Annotated in this window: 16 protein-coding genes; 10 read left to right on the forward strand and 6 right to left on the reverse strand. The window is 69.6% G+C overall.

The genetic code is table 11. From position 1 onward, the window contains the following. Positions 1-7: 7 nt before the first annotated feature. Genes EV383_RS23650 through EV383_RS23665 form a run of 4 tightly spaced genes read right to left on the reverse strand, consistent with a single transcriptional unit; the run spans position 8 to position 3,934 of the window. Positions 8-1,084 (reverse strand): GNAT family N-acetyltransferase, encoded by a 1,077-nt coding sequence (locus EV383_RS23650; RefSeq protein ID WP_130291968.1) that lies wholly within the window; start codon positions 1,082-1,084, stop codon positions 8-10. Next, positions 1,081-1,773 carry a sugar transferase gene (locus tag EV383_RS23655; protein ID WP_242623270.1) on the reverse strand — a complete coding sequence of 231 codons (693 nt, stop codon included), beginning with the start codon at positions 1,771-1,773 and terminating at the stop codon, positions 1,081-1,083. Before EV383_RS23655 ends, EV383_RS23650 begins: the two co-directional genes overlap by 4 nt. Further along, positions 1,731-2,846 carry a DegT/DnrJ/EryC1/StrS family aminotransferase gene (locus EV383_RS23660; RefSeq protein WP_130291969.1) on the reverse strand — a complete coding sequence of 372 codons (1,116 nt, stop codon included), beginning with the start codon at positions 2,844-2,846 and terminating at the stop codon, positions 1,731-1,733. The genes EV383_RS23655 and EV383_RS23660 overlap by 43 nt, the downstream gene beginning before the upstream one ends. After that, on the reverse strand, positions 2,843-3,934 hold the full coding sequence (locus tag EV383_RS23665) for a Gfo/Idh/MocA family protein (protein WP_242623271.1): 1,092 nt from the start codon (positions 3,932-3,934) through the stop codon (positions 2,843-2,845). The genes EV383_RS23660 and EV383_RS23665 overlap by 4 nt, the downstream gene beginning before the upstream one ends. 357 nt (positions 3,935-4,291) lie before the next feature. Between EV383_RS23665 and EV383_RS23670 the strand changes: the two genes are divergently transcribed. From EV383_RS23670 to EV383_RS23695, 6 genes are all read left to right on the forward strand, one after another. Next, positions 4,292-6,142: a hypothetical protein gene (locus EV383_RS23670; protein WP_130291970.1), complete on the forward strand. Its 1,851-nt coding sequence runs from the start codon at positions 4,292-4,294 to the stop codon at positions 6,140-6,142. Then, entirely contained in the window at positions 6,139-7,644 is a 1,506-nt protein-coding gene (locus EV383_RS23675) for an O-antigen ligase family protein (protein WP_130291971.1), read from the forward strand. The genes EV383_RS23670 and EV383_RS23675 overlap by 4 nt, the downstream gene beginning before the upstream one ends. 230 nt (positions 7,645-7,874) lie before the next feature. Next, on the forward strand, positions 7,875-8,771 hold the full coding sequence (locus EV383_RS23680; RefSeq protein ID WP_242623501.1) for a glycosyltransferase family 4 protein: 897 nt from the start codon (positions 7,875-7,877) through the stop codon (positions 8,769-8,771). Beyond that, entirely contained in the window at positions 8,768-9,913 is a 1,146-nt protein-coding gene (locus EV383_RS23685; protein ID WP_130291973.1) for a glycosyltransferase, read from the forward strand. The genes EV383_RS23680 and EV383_RS23685 overlap by 4 nt, the downstream gene beginning before the upstream one ends. Continuing rightward, complete coding sequence (locus tag EV383_RS23690) at positions 9,910-11,064, forward strand: glycosyltransferase (RefSeq protein WP_130291974.1); 1,155 nt, start codon at positions 9,910-9,912, stop codon at positions 11,062-11,064. The genes EV383_RS23685 and EV383_RS23690 overlap by 4 nt, the downstream gene beginning before the upstream one ends. Next, entirely contained in the window at positions 11,061-12,608 is a 1,548-nt protein-coding gene (locus tag EV383_RS23695; protein ID WP_130291975.1) for a lipopolysaccharide biosynthesis protein, read from the forward strand. The genes EV383_RS23690 and EV383_RS23695 overlap by 4 nt, the downstream gene beginning before the upstream one ends. A gap of 6 nt (positions 12,609-12,614) precedes the next feature. On the opposite strand, the gene EV383_RS23700 is transcribed toward EV383_RS23695, so the two are convergent. Beyond that, positions 12,615-13,352 carry an arsenate reductase/protein-tyrosine-phosphatase family protein gene (locus EV383_RS23700; RefSeq protein WP_130291976.1) on the reverse strand — a complete coding sequence of 246 codons (738 nt, stop codon included), beginning with the start codon at positions 13,350-13,352 and terminating at the stop codon, positions 12,615-12,617. 343 nt (positions 13,353-13,695) lie between these two features. Here EV383_RS23700 and EV383_RS23705 point away from each other — a divergent pair, with 343 nt between their 5' ends. The 4 genes from EV383_RS23705 to EV383_RS23720 all read left to right on the forward strand — a co-directional run bounded on the left by EV383_RS23705 (position 13,696) and on the right by EV383_RS23720 (position 18,825). Beyond that, complete coding sequence (locus tag EV383_RS23705) at positions 13,696-15,231, forward strand: sugar transferase (protein WP_242623272.1); 1,536 nt, start codon at positions 13,696-13,698, stop codon at positions 15,229-15,231. A 12-nt stretch (positions 15,232-15,243) separates the two neighbouring features. Continuing rightward, entirely contained in the window at positions 15,244-16,197 is a 954-nt protein-coding gene (locus EV383_RS23710; RefSeq protein WP_130291978.1) for a GDP-L-fucose synthase family protein, read from the forward strand. A gap of 412 nt (positions 16,198-16,609) precedes the next feature. Then, on the forward strand, positions 16,610-17,605 hold the full coding sequence (gene gmd / locus EV383_RS23715) for a GDP-mannose 4,6-dehydratase (protein ID WP_130291979.1): 996 nt from the start codon (positions 16,610-16,612) through the stop codon (positions 17,603-17,605). Beyond that, positions 17,602-18,825 carry a glycosyltransferase gene (locus EV383_RS23720; protein WP_130291980.1) on the forward strand — a complete coding sequence of 408 codons (1,224 nt, stop codon included), beginning with the start codon at positions 17,602-17,604 and terminating at the stop codon, positions 18,823-18,825. The genes gmd and EV383_RS23720 overlap by 4 nt, the downstream gene beginning before the upstream one ends. On the opposite strand, the gene EV383_RS23725 is transcribed toward EV383_RS23720, so the two are convergent. Next, positions 18,818-19,870: a glycosyltransferase family 4 protein gene (locus EV383_RS23725; RefSeq protein ID WP_130291981.1), complete on the reverse strand. Its 1,053-nt coding sequence runs from the start codon at positions 19,868-19,870 to the stop codon at positions 18,818-18,820. The two genes, EV383_RS23720 and EV383_RS23725, sit on opposite strands and share 8 nt — an antisense overlap. Position 19,871 lies beyond the last annotated feature (1 nt).

The following is a 19,871-nucleotide window of genomic DNA, read 5'->3' on the forward strand; positions in this document are numbered from 1 at the left end:
TTCGGGCTCAGCAGAAGTATCGGTAGAGGAGCCCGCCGGCACGGGCGGTGATCTCGTCGGGCACCGTCGCGTCCGCGAACAGCGACGAGAGTTCACTCAGCAATCGACGCGCTTCGAGCCCGTCTCGGCCGGGTCCCGACACCGGCTGGGACCGCACTGTGACGATGCGGCGCTCGGTACTCGCCCACTGTCGCTTGTACCCCACCAGGCCAGGCTGATCGAGATCGGAGAGCCCCCAGTCGATTCCGTCCAGCCCACGCTCGCAGGCCCACCGGATCGCCGCCCACGTGACCGCGTTGTTGGGGCACAGCGACCGATACTCCGTCCGCGAGGCGCCGAACTTGTGATAGAGGGTTCCGTTCCATTCCAGGTAGACGCCTCCGGCCACGACAACGTCGTCGACCCGGGCCAGCAGTGTCACGATCCCGTCGAGCGGGGCGAAACCCGCCCACAACCGCTCGAACAGTTCGACCGGCTGGGCGAGCAGGCCGTACTTGTTCTTGCGCAGCGCGACGTGCAGCTCGTGGAAGGAGCGGAGTGCGTCGAGCCCTTCACTCGCAACGACACGGACGTTCTTGCGTTCGGATGTCCGTAGGTTCCGCCTGGCTGCAGCGCTGATACCGGCACCGATCTCTTCCAGCGGAACGCCCAGCGGGGTGCCGTGCCACGCGGCGAGACCCACCCTTTCGAGCCGGTCGTCGCGGAGAACGACGGCGTCCGGATCGTCGATCACGCGGATGGTGACCGGCGGACCGAGCGAGAACGCTTCGTCGGTCACGGCCCGCCAGGTGTCCAGGTCGTCGACCGGCGGGTCGACCCGTTCCGAGAACGGAAGGCTGACGGTCCTGTCCCCGAGCATGTCGGAGAGGCCGACCCACGCGAACCCACCCACAGGCCGGCCGTCGTCGCCGAGGCGGACGCGGGCGTGGGGTTCGAACCCGTAGGTCCCACAGATCGCCTCTATCCACGGCGGGGAGACGAACAGATGGCCACGGGGCCCCATGGCGAGTCTCGCCCAGCCCGGGTCCGACCGGGGGTCGACGGGCATCGTGACGACCGGAGGTGTCCGTACCGATGTGGTCATCGCGAGCTCCCGTCGCGCAGCAGGGCGGGGACCGTCCTGATCAGGATCTTCAGGTCGGTCGTCGGTGTGCGGGTGTCGACGTAACGCAGATCCAGCTCGAGCATCTCCAACGTCCCCATCGTGCTGCGCCCGCTCACCTGCCACAGTCCGGTCAGGCCAGGGCGCACCGCGAAGCGCCCCCGGTATCGGGGCGGAAAGATGTCGGCCTCCCACGGTAGGCAGGGCCGGGGACCGACCAGCGTCATGTCCCCGCGGACCACGTTGATCAGCTGGGGAAGCTCGTCGATGCTCGTCCGGCGCAGGAAATCGCCGATCCCGGTGACGCGGGGATCGTCGTCGAGTTTCCAGCTGCCGCCGACCGACGTGTCCTCGCCCTGGATCTCCCTGGCGATCTGCTCACGATGTCGGGAGTCGTCGCCGCCCTGGACCATCGTCCGGAACTTGAAGAGCGTGAACTCGCGCCTGGACTCCCCCACCCGGCGCTGCCGGAACAGCGCGGGCCCGTCGCTGTCGATCCGGATGAGGATCACGATGACGAGGAGAACCGGGAGGATCAGGATCAGCAGCAGCGATCCGAGGGTGACGTCGAGAACCCTGGCCAACCGCCCACAGGGACGAACCGGACGGCCCGCTTCGCGCCGAAGGGTCATGGCTTGTCCTTCGTCAGAGAGGCGCTCAGCACCTCGCACGTCCGGCTCACCTGGTCCGCGGTCATGGAGGGAGAAAGAGGCAGCGACAGGATCCGGTCGGCCGCGGCTTCGACAACCGGGGCATCGACCGTCGAGTCCGCGAAGGGCGGTTGCCGGTGACAGGGGACGGGGTAGTGCAGACCCCAGCCGATCCCGGCACGGTCCAGGGCTGCGACGGCAGCCTCCCGGTCATCGAGCTGGACGACGGCGAGATGATGCACGGACTCGGCATCAGGGTGCTGCGCCACGGGCACCACGGTCGAAGGGAGTTCGTCCCGGTAGCGACCCACCGCGTCGCGGCGACGGCGATTGTCGTCGTCGAGCCGCCCGAGCCGTACCGACAGGATCGCGGCCTGCAGAGTGTCGAGTCGACTGTTTCGGCCGCTCAGAACGTGGCGGTGCCGTTCATGCGGATCCCTCCCGTGGTCGGCGAGGCAACGTACCCGGTCCGCGAGGGCAGGGTCGGAGGTGACGACGGCTCCGCCGTCGCCGAACGCCCCGAGGTTCTTGCCCGGGTAGAAGCTGAACCCCGCGGCGTGGCCGACGGATCCGGCTCGCCGGCCCCCGTGCCGGGCGCCGTGTGCCTGAGCGGAGTCCTCCACGAGAGCGAGCCCGTAACGGTGCACGAGATCGAGCAACGGCCCCGGTTCGGTCATCTGCCCGTAGAGGTGGACGGCGACCACGGCAGCTGTCGCCGAGTTGACGGCGGCCGCCGCAGCATCCGGATCGATCAGCAGCGAATCCGGATGGACGTCGACGAAACGAGGCCGTGCGCCTACCGCCAGCACTGCCTCCGCTGTGGCCACGAATGTGTTGGCCGGGACGACGACCTCGTCCCCCGGGCCGATCCCGAGACCGGCGAGAATCAGTTCCAATGCGTCGGTGCCGTTACCGACACCGACACAGTGAGCAGCTCCGCAGTACTCGGCGAATGCGTGCTCGAACTGCATGACCTCCGGTCCGTTCACGTACCGTCCGTGGTCGGTCACGGTTTTCCACACCAGGTCGAGGTCCGCGCGGATGCTCTCCGTGCCGGTCGTGAGGTCGAGGAACGGGATGGCTGCGCGCGTCACGAAGCCACCCTCTGGGCGGGGAGCTCGGTGATCGCGCCGACACCGGCGAGCTCGACCACCGGAGCCGGGACGATGCTCGCGGTGAGCCCGCTCTCGATCGCCCGGTCGGTCGCGGCCAGGACTCGGACGACATCCGCACCCCTGCTACCGGGGCTCGCCGACGTGGCACCGGTCCGGATGCAGTCCAGGAAGTGCCTGTCCTGCAGAAGGAGTGGCTCACTGAAGGCAACGTACGGAGACGTGATGTCACCGGTGCGGTACGACACCGGCATGGCGTGCGTCTCGACCGATTCGTCATGATCGGCCGGGTCCACCCCGATGTCGTAGATCCTGATCCTCTCGTTGTCGGAGAGGTCGTCGTAGACGGCCATCTGACGCTCACCGACGACGGTCACCTTGCGCACTTTGTTCGGACTGAGCCAGCTGACCCGGACGAACGCATGGGTGTCCGCACGGTCGAACTCCAGCTTGAGATAGGCGACGTCGGCGTGCCGAAAGCCGATGTTGCGTTCCGCCCATACCGTCGCGCGCGACGGCATGTCGTCGAGGAGGTACGACGCGATCGAGATGTCGTGCGGCGCAAGGTCCCAGATCACATTCACATCGGACTGGTAACGCCCCAGGCTGAGCCGAGCGGTGTCGACGTAGAGAATCCGACCCAGCGCTCCCGAGCGAACGACCTCGCGCAGCTTCCAGACCGCCGGATTGAACTCGAAGGTGTGGCCGACCATGAGCTGGACGCCTTCCCGGTCGGCGGCCGTGACCATGCCCTCGGCATCGACCACGGACGTGGCGAGCGGCTTTTCGACCAAGGTGTGCTTACCGGCGGCCAACGCCGTCATCCCGATCGCGGCGTGTGAACCGGGCGGCGTGCAGATCACGACGGCGTCGACCCTGTCGATCACGTTCTCGAGCGACCTGCTCACCGCCACCGCATGGTGTGTGGCCTCAGCCTCGGCCAGTCGCGCCTCGTTCCCGTCCACGACGACGACCTCGGTGTCCGGAATGCTGCTCAGAACTCTTGCGTGTTTGGACCCCCAGTAGCCATATCCGACCACCGCAACAGCTATCGGTCGCTGGTACGCCACGTTGGACTCCCTTGGGCTCCGATACTGACCTCGCTGAGTACAGGGCACCAGTCGGCCAATTCCTGTCGCGCGTTACGCGACGTACTCACAATGACCTCACCACACGTCGTCGTTACTCCGAACGGACCAATAATGTCTGCGGTATTCGACGTAATTCACGGGACGATCCTTGGCACGCACTCGACGAATCAGCGGTCGCAGACTTCGAGATCCACTGCTCGACGGTGCCGTCGAACCGATCAAAGAAAGGATCTTGTTCTGGGTGTAACGAATGGTCACCTCCACGCCGAGAGATCCTGCAGGCCGCGCCACACGACAAGGGCGGGCCACTCACATTTCGTAGCTGAGGGGGAGCTGATGGTGAATCCGGGAGGTTCGGATTCCGATCAGGAACACGGCCTGACCAGCCCGAAGACTGCGGCGGCCCGCAGGGATCCGTGGTCCGCGGCACCGCCGGCCGTCTCGGCCGTCCCGGAGCCGGGGGCGATCCGCATTCAGATCGATCGGCTCCGGCGGCGATGGTGGCTCGTCGCTGCGGTCGCGATGATCGCCTTCGTCGGATCACTGACATCGGCACTCCTCACACCGACGGTCTACACCGGACGATCGGCGTTGACCGCAGCGTCCGAAACCCGCGCACCCGAGCAGGACGCATACCTCGCTCAGGCGTATTCCGAGTATTTCAACCAACCCTCATACCAGGCGGGACTCGCGTCTCGCGGCCCGTTCCCGGCAGGCGTCACATACAACGCGCGAACCGCTGCTACGAGCCCGATCATCTATATCGAGGCAACGGGTCCCGACGAAGCGGACGCCGCGAACGCCGCCGAGAGAATGGCCGACACTTTCCGAGACGACATCAACACGAGCGTCGGCGGTGAGGCCGGGGCAATCGTCAGTGGGCTGCAGAGGCAGCTGGACCTGGCCGAACAGCGCCTCACGATCGGCGCCGCCCTCGACCGTGACGAGATGAACGCGCTCGACACCGAGGTCCGGTCCCTGCAGGAGCGGATCGTGTCGTTGCAGTCCGCCCGGACCAATGAGGTGCGCACGCTGCAGCGCCAGGCCAGCGTCTCGAGCGAGGCACCGAACCCGTTGCAGGACGGCCTGTTCGGGCTGATCGGGGGCCTGGTGCTCGGCAGCGCTCTCGTTCTGGTTCTCGCCGCCGGCGGCGGTCGGCTCGTCTCCCCGCAGGACATTCGTGACCGACTGGGTCTACCGACGCTCGCCGTGGTGGGGGGTCGTGGAAGCCGGAGTGGACCGGCCGAGCGGGCACAGGACCTCAGGCGGTTGACCAACGTTCTGACCACCGGAGACTCCGCGAACAGGCGTGTGTTGGCCGTGACCACCACGTCCGACATCGCCGGCCGCTCCGAGGTGGCTCTCGCAGTAGCCACGTACCGGGCGAGTCAGGGGGAGCCCACGATCCTGGTCCGCACCTCGACGGCCGCGGACCAGGACTCCTGGGCCGGCCCGGGCCTGTGCGAGTACCTCGCCGCCCGCTCTGCGGCGCCCCTGCACGCTCATCTGCGTGACACCGACGTCCCCAACCTGCGGATCATGCCTGCGGGGAGGTCGGCCGCCGATCCTTACACCCTGTTCGGTCCTGAGCGTTTCCGAGCTCTCGTCGGTGAGCTGCGGTCCACCGGCGGTCTTGTCGTTCTGGATGCTCCGTCGGTGTCGGACAACCCGGAGGCGACGGCGATCTGCGCGGCCGCCGATGCTGTAGTCCTGATCGTCGAACCAGGGGTGACCCGCGGCGACGAGGCCGTCAGAGTGTGCACCGCGCTCGAGCTGGTGCGCCGCCCGATACTCGGAGCGGTCCTCTTCCGGCCGCCACGGCAGGACGCCCCGATACCTCCTCTGGCCCGCATCGTCGTCGGTGGCTCGATTCCGCAGGCGCGGAACGGAGCCCCGTTTCCTCCCCCGGCTCCGCTCGGAGTCCCCCGCGCCACCGGTCCGACGATCGACCGGCTCCCGTCGGGCTCCGATGACGCCCCACCGGAGCTCGACGGGGTGCACGGATCGACTGCGGCGGGGAAAGCAACGGAGGCTCGTGATGTTCCCGAGAGCACTCCGGAGCAGGAGGGAGCAGCTGCGGAGTCGTCCTCCCGAGCAGAGCCCGGGCCGAGACGTCCCAGCCCGACCCCACGGGGGGACAGCGATGTGAAGGTACTGGCCGGCTCGGACTCGGCTTCCGACACATGAACGTCGCGTCGATCCGCAGCCGGACCCCTCCTGGCACCGGCGTGCTGGTCGGTGTGGCGATCGCGATCGGCGCCCTGGCCTGGGCGGGGATACGACGCGACCTTCCCGACGGGATGACCGTCGGATCGGGCATCGGGCTCGCCGGGATCGTCGTCCTCGGTGTCGCCGTGCTGCTCGGGAGACCGGCCATGGCTGTCGTCGTACTCCTCTTCGCGACGTTCCTGAGGCTGGCACTCGACTGGAGTCTCCCGGTCGCCGTCACGTCGTTGTGCCTCGCGATGCTGCTCGCCGGTACGGTCCTGGCGGTCTGGCGTCGGCAGGTGCAGATGCCGCGTCTGGGCGCTCTCGAACTCCTGATGGCGCTCTACCTCGCCTGCAACGTGTGGTCCGCGGTGGTGCCGAACCCGCTGCCGGCCGGAGCGCCCGATGTGGACGGCACCGGGGAGTTCTCGGTTCCCCGGTTCATCCTCGGCGCAGTCGTCGTGCCCTTCGGACTGTTTCTCGCCGGCCGGGTGCTGTACAGACGGGAGGCCGACGTACGTCGGCTCCTGTGGGCGGTCGTCGCCATGGGCGGGTACTCGGCGTGGGTCAGCATCATGCAGTACAACGGTCCGCCCGCCCTCGTCTGGCCCAAGTACATCCTGACGACGGAGTTCGACGACCGAGCCGTAGGTGTCTTCAACCAGCCGAACGAGAACGGCATCACGCTGACGATCGGGTTCCTGGTGGCAGTGCATCTGCTGCGGCAACGCGACACCGGCCGTGTCGGCAAGATCGTCGCCGCGGCCGTCGTGCTGGCCTCTCCCTACGCTGTGTACCTGACCCACACCCGCGTGGTCTGGCTTGCGTTCGCAGTCGTCGTCGTACTCGGCGCGCTGATCTCTCGCAGTGCCCGGCCCTGGTTCCTCGCCGTCATCCTGGCCGCGACCCTCACCGTCGGCCTGAACTGGTCGAACTTCACGAGCACGGACCGCGAGGCCGGCGGTGTCGGCGAGACCTCCCAGATCGAGGAGCGGCTCAACGGCATCGCGACCTCGGTGAACGCGATCGAGGCACGCCCACTCCTGGGCTGGGGTGTCGGGCGCTTCCCCGCGGTGAACACGTTGCACCACGAGCAGTTCTCGCAGGACGTTCGCTGGTCGATGGGGTTCGGGATCGTCTCGCACCAGAACGAGCTCGGCATCGCCACGGAACTGGGGCTGACCGGGCTCGCGTGCTGGCTCGGGGTCGTCGCGTTGCTTCTCCGACGGCAGGTCATCGCTCTCCGACTCCTCCCGGACGACGGGGTGTGCGGGCGAGGTCTGGCCGTCGCCGTGCTACTCGGGTTCGTGATGTGGGCGCTCTGCGGCATTGCAGACGACCTACGGTTCTTCGACTTCGAGAACAGCCTCGTCATGCTGCTCGCAGGGGTGGTCGTCGGAGTCGTGGAACGACGTTGGGCGGCGGGTCACGCCATTCCCACCGAGGCCGAACGACCGGTCGACGAGGTGGCACAGGTATGACCACGCGAGCTGAGAAGCGATCTCGACGCACGGTCGTCTTCTGCGCGACCGAGCGACCTGGAGGAATCCGGACGGTCGTCGACACGCTGGTCGAGTCCCCGCTGGGCACGAGATGGTCGATCGACGTTCTCCCCACCCACGGGGCTGGGAGCATCACATCCCGGGTCGCCCGATTCGGCGTCGGCACGTGGCACCTGCTCCGCCGTGTCGCGTCCGGGGATGCACCATTGGTGCACCTGCACAGCGCGGCTCACGGAAGCTTCGTACGCAAGGCGATCCTGGTCTGGCTCGCCGGAGCCGCCGGCGCACGCGTCGTGCTGCACGTCCACAGCGGGCACATCGAGGAGTTCTTCGAGTCGCTTCCGCGGCATCTGCAGGCGGTCCTGATCGCGACCCTGCGCAGGGCGGACCGGGTGATCGCGCTCGGCGAGACGTGGGCCGAACGCCTGCGCACGATCGCGCCGGGCGCGCAGGTGTGTGTGATCGCGAATCCGGTACAGCTGCCGGCCCGGACCGCGTCCGGCGGGCCCGGCCCGGTCCGTGTGGTGTTCCTCGGACCGATGCGCGAGGACAAGGGCTTCTTCCATCTGCTGGATGCCTGGTCGGCGATGACCCGGGAGCCCGGTTGCCCGACCGCCCGACTCGTCGTGGCCGGGGACGGCGACCGTCACCGGGTCGTGGCCCGTGTCGCGGAACTCGGTATCACCTCGTCCGTGGAGCTACTGCCCTGGCAGGACGTGGAGGCGGTCGGAGAGCTCCTGGCTTCGGCTCATGCGCTCGTCCTGCCTTCCTTGGCAGAGGGACAGCCGATGAGCGTGCTCGAGGCGATGGCGCATGGGCTCTGTGTGGTCGCGTCGGCGGTCGGTGGCATCCCCGAGATGCTCGACGGCGGTGACGCCGGGGTTCTCGTCCCTCCTGACGACGTCGGCCGGCTCGGCGACGCTCTGATCCAGGTCGTCCGGGATCCGCTCCGGCGCACCGCCCTCGGGCAGGCGGCTCGCGCACGGGTGGAGCGGCACCACGACGTCCACGTCGTCTGGCAGCGCCTCGACGACCTGTACCGAGAGCTGTTGCCGGGCTCCGTGGCGAACGGGGCCGTCCCGGCCCCCGGCGGAGCACGGCGATGATCGCCATCGCCCCCCTCCGGGTGCTCTTCGTCGTTCCGAACCTGGACGTCGGCGGGGCCGAGCGACATGTGACCACGTTGCTGACACGGCTCGACCAGCGCCGCTTCCGGCCTTCCCTGATCTGCCTGGGCCACGAGGGAGGTCTGTTCGACTCGCTCGTCGACAGCGGAGTCCCCTGCCGTGCGCTGCAGCGCACGAAGGCGGAGGCGCCACTGATCCTGGCCGAGCTCGTGAGGGAGATGCGCCGCGACCGGATCGAGCTGGTGGTGACCCGCTCGTACAACGCCGAGGTCCTCGGCCGCCTCGCCGCCCGGCTCGCCGGCGTGCCCCACTCCGCGGTCTGGCTGCACAACGCGAGCGACCTCCGACCGCGTAGCCGGGTCCGCGTCGCTGCCGACCGGGCACTGGACAGGGTCACCAGCGCGTACTACGCGGTCTCGAACGGGCAACTGCCCTACTTGATCGACGAGCTTCGCTACCCGCCTTCCAAGATTCACGTCGTACACAACGGGGTCGACCCACTCCCCTATCCACCCCGACGCGATGAGTCGTTGGCTCGCGAACTAGGCCTCGATCCCGGTCGCGTGGTCGTCGGGACGGTCGCAGTGCTGCGTCCGGAGAAGGACCACGCGATCTTGTTGAGGGCGTTCGCGGATGTCGCCTCGCGCTGTCCGGAGGCAGTTCTCCTCCTGGTCGGCGACGGGCCGTTACGGCGAGAACTCGCCGCGGCCGCGGCCGAACTGGGCATCGCCGACCGGGTGGTGTTCACCGGTGCGCGGCGCGACGTCCCGCGCATCCTGCCGCTCATCGACATCTTCGTGATGTCCTCGCGCACCGAGGCGTTCCCGATGGCGCTCCTCGAGGCGATGGCGGCCGGCCTGCCGAGCGTCTGCACGACTGTCGGAGGAATCCCCGAGATCGTGGAGGACGGCCTCACCGGCCATCTCGTTCCGCCTCGGGAGCCGGGACCTCTCGCCACGAGGCTGGTCGAGCTGATCGCCACGCCGAGTCGCCGGCACGCAATGGGTGGCGCCGCACGTCGACGGCTCGAGGACAGGTTCGGCCTCGACCGTTCCGTCCAGCTCAGCGAGGAGATGCTCGAACGGACGGTCGGTCGGCGTGGAGCGGAGAGAACGACGTGACGACCAGCGAGACCAGTCCGCTGAACGTGACCGCAGTACTCGACCACGTGGAGCTGGGAGGCGCGGAGAAGCTGCTCCTGGACCTGTTCCGGCACTTCGATCCGACTGTCGTCGCACCGCGTCTGATCTGTCTGAAGCACGACGGCGATCTGGCGCCCGACTTCCGGGACTCGGGGTTCCCGGTCGAGGTGCTGTCACGCCGCGGTCGCTTCGACCGGCGAACCGTCCCCCAGCTCGTGCGCTCGTTCCGGACCCACCGGACAGACGTCGTGCTGGTCAACCACTATGCGCGTGCACCACTCACACTCGGTCGGCTCGCGGCGCGCCTGGCGGGCGTTCCGGCCAACGTCGTGGCGGTGCACGGCATCGACCTCGTCCGGCATGGCGGCCGGTGTCTGCCACGGCACGACCTCGAGACCCTCTTCCTGTCCGACGCTCTTGCGTTGATCGGGCCGGCCCAGGCCAGCTATCTGCACACGCAGGAAGGGGTCGGTCGCTACATGTGGCGGCGAATCCGCGAGGAGATCATCCCGAACGGGATCTCACTTCCCCCGGTCGCCGACTCCCGTTCCCGTCTCGACGCGAGGAGCCGCCTGGGCCTGACCGACCGCGAACAGGTCGTGTCCATCGTCGCGCGACTGCGCCCGGAGAAGGCACACGACGTCCTGCTCGACGCCATCGCACTCCTTGCCCCGAGCCATCCGGAGGTACGGCTCGTCGTCGTGGGCGACGGCCCCGAGGAACCTCGCCTCCGGGAGCGAGCGGGACGGCTCGGTATCGCCGGTCGGGTGCTGTTCATGGGACGGCGTAACGATGTCGCCGCGTTGCTGCCTGCATCTGACGTGTCGGTGCTGTGCTCCCAGCACGAGGCAGCCCCGATCGCCGTCATCGAGGCGATGGCGGCCGGTCTGCCGGTGGTCGTGAGCGACTGTGGAGGCCTGCCGGACATGGTGACCGACGACGTGGAGGGCTACCGGGTCGCGGTGGGTGACCCGGCAGCACTGGCGGCCGCCATCAGCCGTGTGCTCGACGACGGCGACGTGGCGTCCCGACTGGGGTCGGCCGGCAGAGCGCGGGCAGAACGCGACTTCCGGATCGAGAGCACGGCTCGCCGGTTCGAAGAGCTGTTCACCTCGTTGGTCACGACGTGAGCCGGCCGGAATCCGACCAGGAGATCGTCGAGGACGGCACCCCCGACGACGGGAGCCGGCCACCGACAGCCGGTCTTTCCGGCACGCTCAAGCGTGGGGTGGCCTACTCGACCATCGCGTTCGTCGCGGTACAGGCCCTGGGCTTCGTACAACTACTCTTCATCGCCCGGCTGCTGTCCCCCGACGAGGTCGGCACGTACGCCGCCGGAACGGTTCTATCGGGATTCCTCATCCTGTTCTCCGAGAGCGGGCTCGGCAGCGCGTTGATCCAGCGATCGGGCCGCCTCGACGACGTCGCGGACACCGTGTTCTGGGCGACTCTGGTGACCGGCCTGGGCACGGCGCTCGTCACGCTGGCCGCTTCGCCGATCGTCGCTCTCGTCTTCGACAGCGACACGGCCGGGTTCATCGCCGCCGCCACATCCGGAACGCTGCTGTTGCACAGTCTCACCATCGTGCCCGACTCCTTGATGCAGCGAAGGTTCGACTTCCGGCGCAGGCTGATCGTCAATCCGGCCGTGGCGTTCAGCTTCGCCACCGTGGCGATCGTGTTGGCCTGGCTCGGTTTCAGTGTCTGGGCGATGGTGGCGGCCGAGTACGTCAGCTTCGTGGTGTGGGTCGTCGCCACGTGGTCGCTGGCCCGCTGGCGGCCCGGCCGCGGCCACCCGTCGGTCAGGCTCTGGCGCGAGCTCGCTCGATTCGCCTTCCCGCTGGTGGTGAGCAACACGGCATTCCAGATCCGGCAGACCTTCGAGACCGTCGTCGTGGGACGTGGGCTGGACACGGCTGCGCTCGGCCAGTTCCGCTACGGGCGGCGCCTGTCCATGCTCCCCGCCGTGGCGGTCATCGAGATCGGCGCGTACGTCCTGTTCCCGGCGTTCGCACGTATGGCGGGCGATGCGACACGCTTCCGTGCCGCCTACCTTCGCTCGCTCGAGCTGATCTGGTTCGCCGTGACACCGGTGGCCGGACTGATGATCGTTCTGGGCGAGCCGGCAGTCGTCCAGCTGATCGGGGAGAGGTGGCGAGAGGCCGGTATCGCCTTCGCCGTCCTGGCCGGGTACGGCATGGGCGAGGCGCTGGCCGCGGTCTCCAGCGAGGCGATCAAGGGAAGTGGACGGTCGGCGCTGCTGAACATCGTCACCGCGGTCAACATGGTGAGCGGCGTGACCCTGCTCCTGGTACTCCTGCCGTGGGGACTGGTCGGCGTCGGCGCAGCGATCTCCGCGTCCACACTCCTCTCGGGCCTCATCGCCGTCGTGGTCGCCAACCGCCTTCTCGGAGTCCGCTCTACCCAGGTGGCATGGCGGCTGGTCGGCCCGCTCTTGTGCACGGCCGCCGCGGTGGCCGTGGTGTGGCCTCTCGATCGGCTGGTCCTGCACAGTGGCTCGGCGCCGACCTTCAGAGGCGTCGGGCTACTGGTGTGCGACGGGCTCGCGTTCGGTGCCGTGTACCTGCTGTTCGCGACGCTGCTGATGCCGGCGTTGACACGCCAGATGCTGGCCGCGATCGGACGACGCCTCCCGGCCCGGAATGCGGGCTGACCCGCGCTAGCGGGTGACCGACGGTCGGCGGGGTGCCATCGCGTCGACGACGGCACGGAGTGCCTCGAACGTCAGAGCCGTCGCCCGCTGGAACTCCTCCGGCGTGCCACCGATCGGATCCGGGATGCGGTCGTCGTCCGGCGCCGCCACGGTGCCCCGGAGACGACGAGCCTGGCCCACCAGCACCTGCGCACGCTGGACGAGGTCGGCCGGGAGCGACTCCGCGTCGACCAATGCCGCCAGCCGGGCGAACTCGCGGAGGCTGAACGTCTTGCCCAGCAGCTCGGGGAAGCGCTCCAGGACGGCACTGCGGTGACGGGGCGAGGCCCCGAGGACGAGGTCGACACCGTCGACGACCGAGCTCTCGAGCTGCCGCGCGGCGAAGCGCTCGGAGTGGACGCCGTCGAGACCCCAGGGGGCCAGCCCGGCACGGGATCCCGGGTGCACCGATGCACCGACGACCGCGCGGACACCGGCGCTGGCGACCTGGACCCGCGCCGCGTCCCGGCCACCGAGGCGGCCGACGAGCAGGTGACGGGTGAGCAGCTCGGCCGTGGGCGAGCGGCAGATGTTGCCGGTGCAGACGAACAGGATCCGGAACGGCTCGGCGATGACGTCGTCGCCGCGCTGGGTGGGGATGCGGTGGCGCCCCGGCCGCGACGGCCGAACGGCTCCGGCCGGCGGCAGGAACGTCTGCCGGCCGGGGATCTCGCGGTCCCCGATCTGCTGCGGCGCGATCGTCATCAGTCAGCTCCCCCGTGTGTGTTATCCGGTCCATCGGCCCGCACGGGCGGGCGTTAGCCGGTCACGGCTGTGGCGAGCGTCTATCCCCAAACCTGTGGACGCGTCCCCTTCGTTTCCTGCAGGGACCATGCAATCAGCGATCCGCATGATCCATCTAGGCCGTTCGGCCCAACCTTGCGAGAGGGTGTCGTCAGCCGTAACGCAGTCCCGCAACGCGACGACAGACCCCACATCACCATCGCGTCGACGGCTGCTCCCCAGTCGCCGGAGACGACACGGCGACGGCGCCGATCCGTTCGGTGACCTGATGGTCCGACTCCCCCCGCAAGGAGCCCTCCTTCTCGTGAGCACGTACCCGGATGTCACGCGCGGCCGCGGCCCGGTCGTCCCGGGCGCGACCGGCCGCCGCCGGATCCGCGTCCCCCGTCAACGGGTCGTCACGACGACCACCCCGGTCGGTCGTGAGCCACAGGGGATCCCGCGTTGGCAGCGCCGTTTCTCCACCGCCGTCGCGTTGAGCGACCTCACGACGATCACCGTCGTCGTCAGCATGTGCGTGTTGGTGGGATTGACCGGCTTCGAGGCGGGTGACCGTGCCCGTATCGCCAGCGGCCTGCTCGCCGCCGCCCTGATGGCCGTCGCGCTCCCGCTCTCCCGCGCCTGGGACGGCAGGGTGCTCGGACAGGGCGCCACCGAGTTCGTCCGGCTCGGCCGGGCCGTCCTCCTCGCCGACGTCGCCCTGGCGTTCGGTGGCCTGGCCCTGATGGTCCAGTCGGCCCGGGAGTGGGTGTTCCTGCTCGTCCCCGTCACCGGTCTGGCCTGCCTCGCCATGCGGTTCGTTCTGCGCAAGGCCCTGCACCACCAGCGTCGCAACGGTCGTGGCCTCACCCCCGTGCTCGCCGTCGGCAGCGAGGAGGCCGTCGCGGACCTGGTCCGACGGACCCGTCGCGACCCGTACTTCGGCTGGGAGATCACGGGCGCCTGCACCCCGACCGGGCGTGGCACGAACGGAGGGCTCAACGTCGACGGCGTCCGCGTGGTCGGCGACCTCGACTCCGTCCCGAACCTGGCCCGCGGGGCGGAACACCACGTCGTCGCCGTCTGTCAGGCCCCGGGCTGGGGCCCGGCTCGTCTGCACCGCCTGGCCTGGCAGCTCGAAGGCACCAACGCCGAGCTGGCCGTCGACCCCGGCCTGATGGAGATCGCTGGCCCGCGCATGCACATCACCCCGGTCGACGGGATGCCGCTGCTGCGCCTGTCGCACCCGCGCTTCACCGGCGTGGCCCGCATCCTCAAGACCGCGATGGACCGGACCGTCGCCGGCCTGCTCCTGCTGGTGGCCGCACCGGTGTTCGTCGGCCTCGCGCTGGCCGTCCGCCTGCACGACGGCGGCCCGGTCTTCTTCACGCAGGAACGCGTCGGCACCAACGGCCGCACGTTCCGGATGATCAAGTTCCGCTCGATGTGCACCGATGCCGAAGCGCGCCTCGCCGCACTCGCCCACGCCAACGACGGCGCGGGCCCGCTGTTCAAGATGCGCGAGGACCCCCGCGTCACCCCCGTCGGACGGTTCCTGCGGAAGTACTCCATGGACGAGCTCCCGCAGCTGCTCAACGTCCTCAACGGGTCGATGAGCCTGGTTGGGCCGCGGCCGCCACTCCCCCGCGAGGTCGCCGGTTACGCCGACGACGCCCGCCGCCGCCTCCTCGTGCGCCCCGGCATGACCGGCCTCTGGCAGGTTAGCGGCCGCAGCACGCTCACGTGGGAGGAGTCGGTCCGGCTCGACCTGCGCTACGTCGAGAACTGGTCGCTGGCGCTGGACTTCATCATCATCTGGAAGACGTTCGGGGCCGTGCTGCGCAGCCGCGGCGCCTACTGAGACCCTGTCGCCATGCAGGACAGGGACGGTCGCCTCTACATCGCCGGACACCGCGGACTCGCCGGCTCGGCGATCTGGCGGGCAGCCGAGGACGCCGGGTTCACCGACCTCGTCGGCGCCACCTCTGCCGAGGTCGACCTCCGCGACCGTGCGGCGACGTTCGCCTACCTGGACGAGATCCGGCCGGCCGCCATGGTGCTCGCCGCCGCCCGCGTCGGCGGGATCGTCGCCAACGACACCTACCCGGCCGAGTTCCTGTCCGAGAACCTGCAGATCCAGGTCAACGTCATGGACGCCGCACACGCCGCCGGCGTCGACCGCCTGCTGTTCCTCGGCTCCTCGTGTATCTACCCCAAGTTCGCCGAGCAGCCCATCCGCGAGGACAGCCTCCTCACCGGAGCGCTCGAACCCACCAACGACGCCTACGCCGTCGCCAAGATCGCCGGGATCATGGCCGTCCAGGCCGCCCGCAAGCAGTACGGCCACCGCTGGATCTCCGCGATGCCGACGAACCTCTACGGCCCCGGCGACAACTTCGACCCCGAGAACTCCCACGTCCTGCCCGCCCTGATCCGCCGCTTCCACGAAGCCACGCAGAGCGGCGCCGACGAGGTCGTGCTCTGGGGCACCGGCACGCCGCGGCGCGAGTTCCTCCACGTCGACGACCTCGGCCGCGCCATCGTGCACCTGCTCGACGTCTACGACGACCCGCAGACCATCAATGTCGGCGTCGGCGACGACGTCACCATCCGCGAGCTCGCCGAGACCGTCGCCGATGTCGTCGGGTACACCGGCGCGATCGTCCAGGACACCGACCGCCCCGACGGGACCCCGCGCAAGCTCCTCGACGTCTCCCGCCTCCGAGCGCTCGGCTGGGAACCCCGCATCGGGCTGCGCGAGGGCATCACCAGCACCTACGGCTGGTTCGTCGAGCACCATGCCGAGGCCCGCCTCAGCTCCCGCTGACCCCGACCGGGGCGTCCCGGATCCCCCGGTCGGTCACTCTCGGCAGCATGCCTCCGTCGGTCACACCACCGTGCGGACGGCCTCACTCGTCTCATCGAAGAATTGATGGCGTTGTGAATCACACTGCCTGCGACGCGCCTCCAATCTAGGTCTCGTCCGGCACAACCGGCTGACGTCATCCAATTCGGGTCGCAGTTACGCATAATCCGCGCGTACAGTTCCCCCCAGCAAGATCGCGCGGTTCAGAGACGCCAAACCTGTTGCGGCACTACCGCTTTGAGAACAGAGATCGCGGTTCTTGCTCGGTTTCCGTCCAGCACGGACGGTCACCCGCACGGCCGCGCCGGATGGCGCTGCCCGATCCGGCGCCGCTTTGTCGCGCCACCGCCCCCTCATCGAAGCGAGCAATTCCGTGACCGATACTTCGCAGACCAAGCGCGCCCTGATCACCGGGATCACCGGCCAGGACGGCTCCTACCTCGCCGAGCTGCTGCTCGACAAGGGCTACGAGGTGCACGGCATCATCCGCCGCGCGTCGACGTTCAACACCGGCCGCATCGAGCACCTCTACCAGGACCCGCACGACAGCGAGGCCCGGCTGTTCCTGCACTACGGGGACCTGACCGACAGCTCCCGTCTGGTGACGTTGATCGACAAGGTCGCGCCGCACGAGATCTACCACCTCGCCGCCCAGTCGCACGTGCGCGTCAGCTTCGACGAGCCGGAGTTCACCGGGAACACGACCGGAGTCGGGACGACCCGCCTGCTCGAGGCGATCCGGATGGCCGGCATCGAGACGCGCTTCTACCAGGCGTCCAGCTCGGAGATGTTCGGCGCGACGCCGCCGCCGCAGAGCGAGACGACGCCGTTCTACCCGCGCTCGCCGTACGGCGCGGCCAAGGTCTACGGCTACTGGATGGCGCGGAACTACCGCGAGGCCCACGGCATGTTCGCCGTGAACGGGATCCTCTTCAACCACGAGTCGCCGCGCCGCGGCGAGACGTTCGTGACGCGGAAGCTGGCCCGGGCCGCGGCCCGGATCTCGATGGGTCTCGAGAAGTACGTCTACATGGGCAACCTCGACGCCGTCCGGGACTGGGGCTACGCACCGGAGTACGTCGAGGGCATGTGGCGGATGCTGCAGCACCACGAGCCGGACGACTATGTCCTGGCCACCGGCACCGCCTACACGGTGCGCGACTTCGCCGACCACTGCTTCGCCCGGGTCGACCTCGACTACCGCGACCACATCCGGTTCGACGAGGGCTACCTCCGGCCGACCGAGGTCGACGCGCTGATCGGGGACGCGTCGAAGGCCGAGAACGCCCTCGGCTGGAAGGCCGAGACGCTCCCGCCGCAGCTGGCCGACATCATGGTCACCGCGGAGCTGCAGGACCTGCAGAAATGAGGCCGCTGCAGGTCCGGATCCTCGGGCTCAACTTCGACCCGGAGCCCACCGGGATCGCGCCGTACACCAGCGGGATGGCCCGCTTCCTGGCCGACGCCGGACACGACGTGCACGTGGTCACCGGTTACCCGCACTACCCGTACTGGCGCCGCGCCGAGGGCTACGGCGGCATCCGGATCGAGGAACGCCACGGGCCCGTGCACGTGACGCGCGTCCGGCACCCCGTCCCGTCCGGGACCGGCGGCGCCGGGCGGATCGCGGCGGAGGCGATCTTCGCCGCACACGCCGCGACGGTCGGCGAGACCGACCCGGACGTGATCCTCGCGGTCAGCCCCGCGCTGCTCTCCGTCGCCGCAGCCTACCGCCGCCGGCGTGCGCGGACGGCCGTCGGCGTGGTCGTGCAGGACCTCTACGGCCGCGCGGTCACCGAGACGGGGGCGCTCGGCGGACGTGGAGCGTCGTCGGTGACGGCGTTGGAGCGCAACCTGCTGGGCCGTGCGGACGGCCTGGTCGCCATCCACGACACGTTCCGCGAGTCCCTGCTGCAGATGGGGATGAACGCCTCCCGGATCTCGGTGATCCGGAACTGGACCCACACCCGGCCGCCGCAGGGCGACCCGGGCGCGCTGCGGGCACGGCTCGGCTGGGACGACGGCCGGATGGTGGCGCTGCACGCCGGCAACATGGGCAGCAAGCAGGGCCTGGAGAACGTCGTCGAGGCAGCCCGAATCGCCGACCGTCGCCGGCTGCCGATCCGCTTCGTCCTGCTCGGTTCGGGGAACCAGCGCGCCGAGCTCGAGCGGATCGGCCACGGCCTGGAACGTCTGCAGTTCGTCGACCCGCTGCCGAACGGGGAGTTCGAGACCGCGCTCGCCGCGGCGGACGCGCTGATCCTCAACGAGCGGCCCGAGGTCGCCGAGATGTGCGTGCCGAGCAAGCTCACCTCGTACTTCGCGGCCGGGCGTCCGGTCGTCGCGGCGACGAACGCGCGCAGTGCGGCCGCGCACGAGGTCACCGCCTCCGGCGGTGGTCGATGCGTCACGCCGGGCGACCCGGAGGCGCTGCTGGACGGGCTGCTCGCCATCAACGAGACACAGGGCCAGGTCATGGGCGTGCGCGGACGGCGCTACGCCCAGGAGGTACTCGCCGAGGACACCGCGCGGCACGCCTACGTGGACTGGGTCGAAGGCCTCGTGGCCCGGCCCCGCGTCCTCAACTGACGCGGTCCCCCGCCGACGCGGCGTCGGTCACCAGCTCGACGACGTCCGCACCGGCCCGCCGGGCCCCGAAGGCCCGGCGGGCCCGGCCGGAGCGCTCCGCCCACGGCTCACGGTGGTGCGCCAGCACGGCCTCGGCCCAGATCCCGGGGGCCGGGTCGTCGACGAGCCAGTCCCCCGGCAGGACCTCGGGAAGGGCACCCCGGCGGGCGGCCAGTACCGGTACCCCGCGCGAGAGCGCCTCCAGCACGACCAGTGGCTCGGCCTCGTTCTCGTACGACGTCGGGAACAGGAACAGCCCCGCGCGGTCGAGCTCGCGGTAGATCGTGGCGGTCGGCTGTGCACCGAGATGGCGGACGCTCGGGTCGGCCGAGCACGCCGGGTCGTCGAGATACGCGCGAACCTGCGGGTCGGCGACCGGCCCGATCAGGGTCAGGGTCGCCTCGACGCCGGCCTCCCGCAGCGCGGCGTGCGTCCGCAGTGCGGTCAGCGACCCCTTCGGCACCGACAGGTTGCTGACGTGGATCAGCGCGATCCCCTCGGGCTCGGGTCCCTCCCGCTCGGCCGGCTCGACGAAGTGGGCGTTGCTGACCACGCGACGGTCGGCCACCGGGTAGCGGGCGGTGAACGCGTCGGCCATGGCTGCGCTGAGGAACAGGTGACGCGCCCCGGGCCCGGAGCGGCACACCAGGCTCATCGCGGCCGCGTGCGCGGCGATGTACTTGTACGAGTGGTGGTGCAGCACGAGCCGGGCGCCCCGCGCCCGGGCGGCCAGCACGACCGGCAGCTGGTACCAGAGGCTCGGACCGCCTCCCAGGCTGAGGTACACCGTGGCGTCCCCTCCCCCGGCGAGCACCGCCCGGACGGCCCGCAGGTGGGCGGCGACGCGGGACAGGTGGAAGCGCGCGCGACCCCGGCCGGTCGTCCCCTCGATCGGGACGACCTCGACGTCGTCGGCGTGGCGTCGCACCAGGTCGAGGTATCTCTGCGTGATCAGGCTGGCCCCGTGCACCGGTGGCGGGAGGGGGCCGATCCAGACGATTGCCATG

The sequence above is a fragment of the Pseudonocardia sediminis genome, assembly GCF_004217185.1.
Classification (GTDB): domain Bacteria; phylum Actinomycetota; class Actinomycetes; order Mycobacteriales; family Pseudonocardiaceae; genus Pseudonocardia; species Pseudonocardia sediminis.

Excerpts from the sequence above, each read along its gene's own strand:
- EV383_RS23700 (WP_130291976.1), bottom strand. The coding sequence starts at position 13,352 with ATGACGATCGCGCCGCAGCAGATCGGGGACCGCGAGATCCCCGGCCGG.
- EV383_RS23710 (WP_130291978.1), top strand. The coding sequence starts at position 15,244 with ATGCAGGACAGGGACGGTCGCCTCTACATCGCCGGACACCGCGGACTC.
- EV383_RS23650 (WP_130291968.1), bottom strand. The coding sequence starts at position 1,084 with ATGACCACATCGGTACGGACACCTCCGGTCGTCACGATGCCCGTCGAC.
- EV383_RS23670 (WP_130291970.1), top strand. The coding sequence starts at position 4,292 with ATGGTGAATCCGGGAGGTTCGGATTCCGATCAGGAACACGGCCTGACC.
- EV383_RS23675 (WP_130291971.1), top strand. The coding sequence starts at position 6,139 with ATGAACGTCGCGTCGATCCGCAGCCGGACCCCTCCTGGCACCGGCGTG.
- EV383_RS23720 (WP_130291980.1), top strand. The coding sequence starts at position 17,602 with ATGAGGCCGCTGCAGGTCCGGATCCTCGGGCTCAACTTCGACCCGGAG.
- EV383_RS23685 (WP_130291973.1), top strand. The coding sequence starts at position 8,768 with ATGATCGCCATCGCCCCCCTCCGGGTGCTCTTCGTCGTTCCGAACCTG.
- EV383_RS23725 (WP_130291981.1), bottom strand. The coding sequence starts at position 19,870 with ATGGCAATCGTCTGGATCGGCCCCCTCCCGCCACCGGTGCACGGGGCC.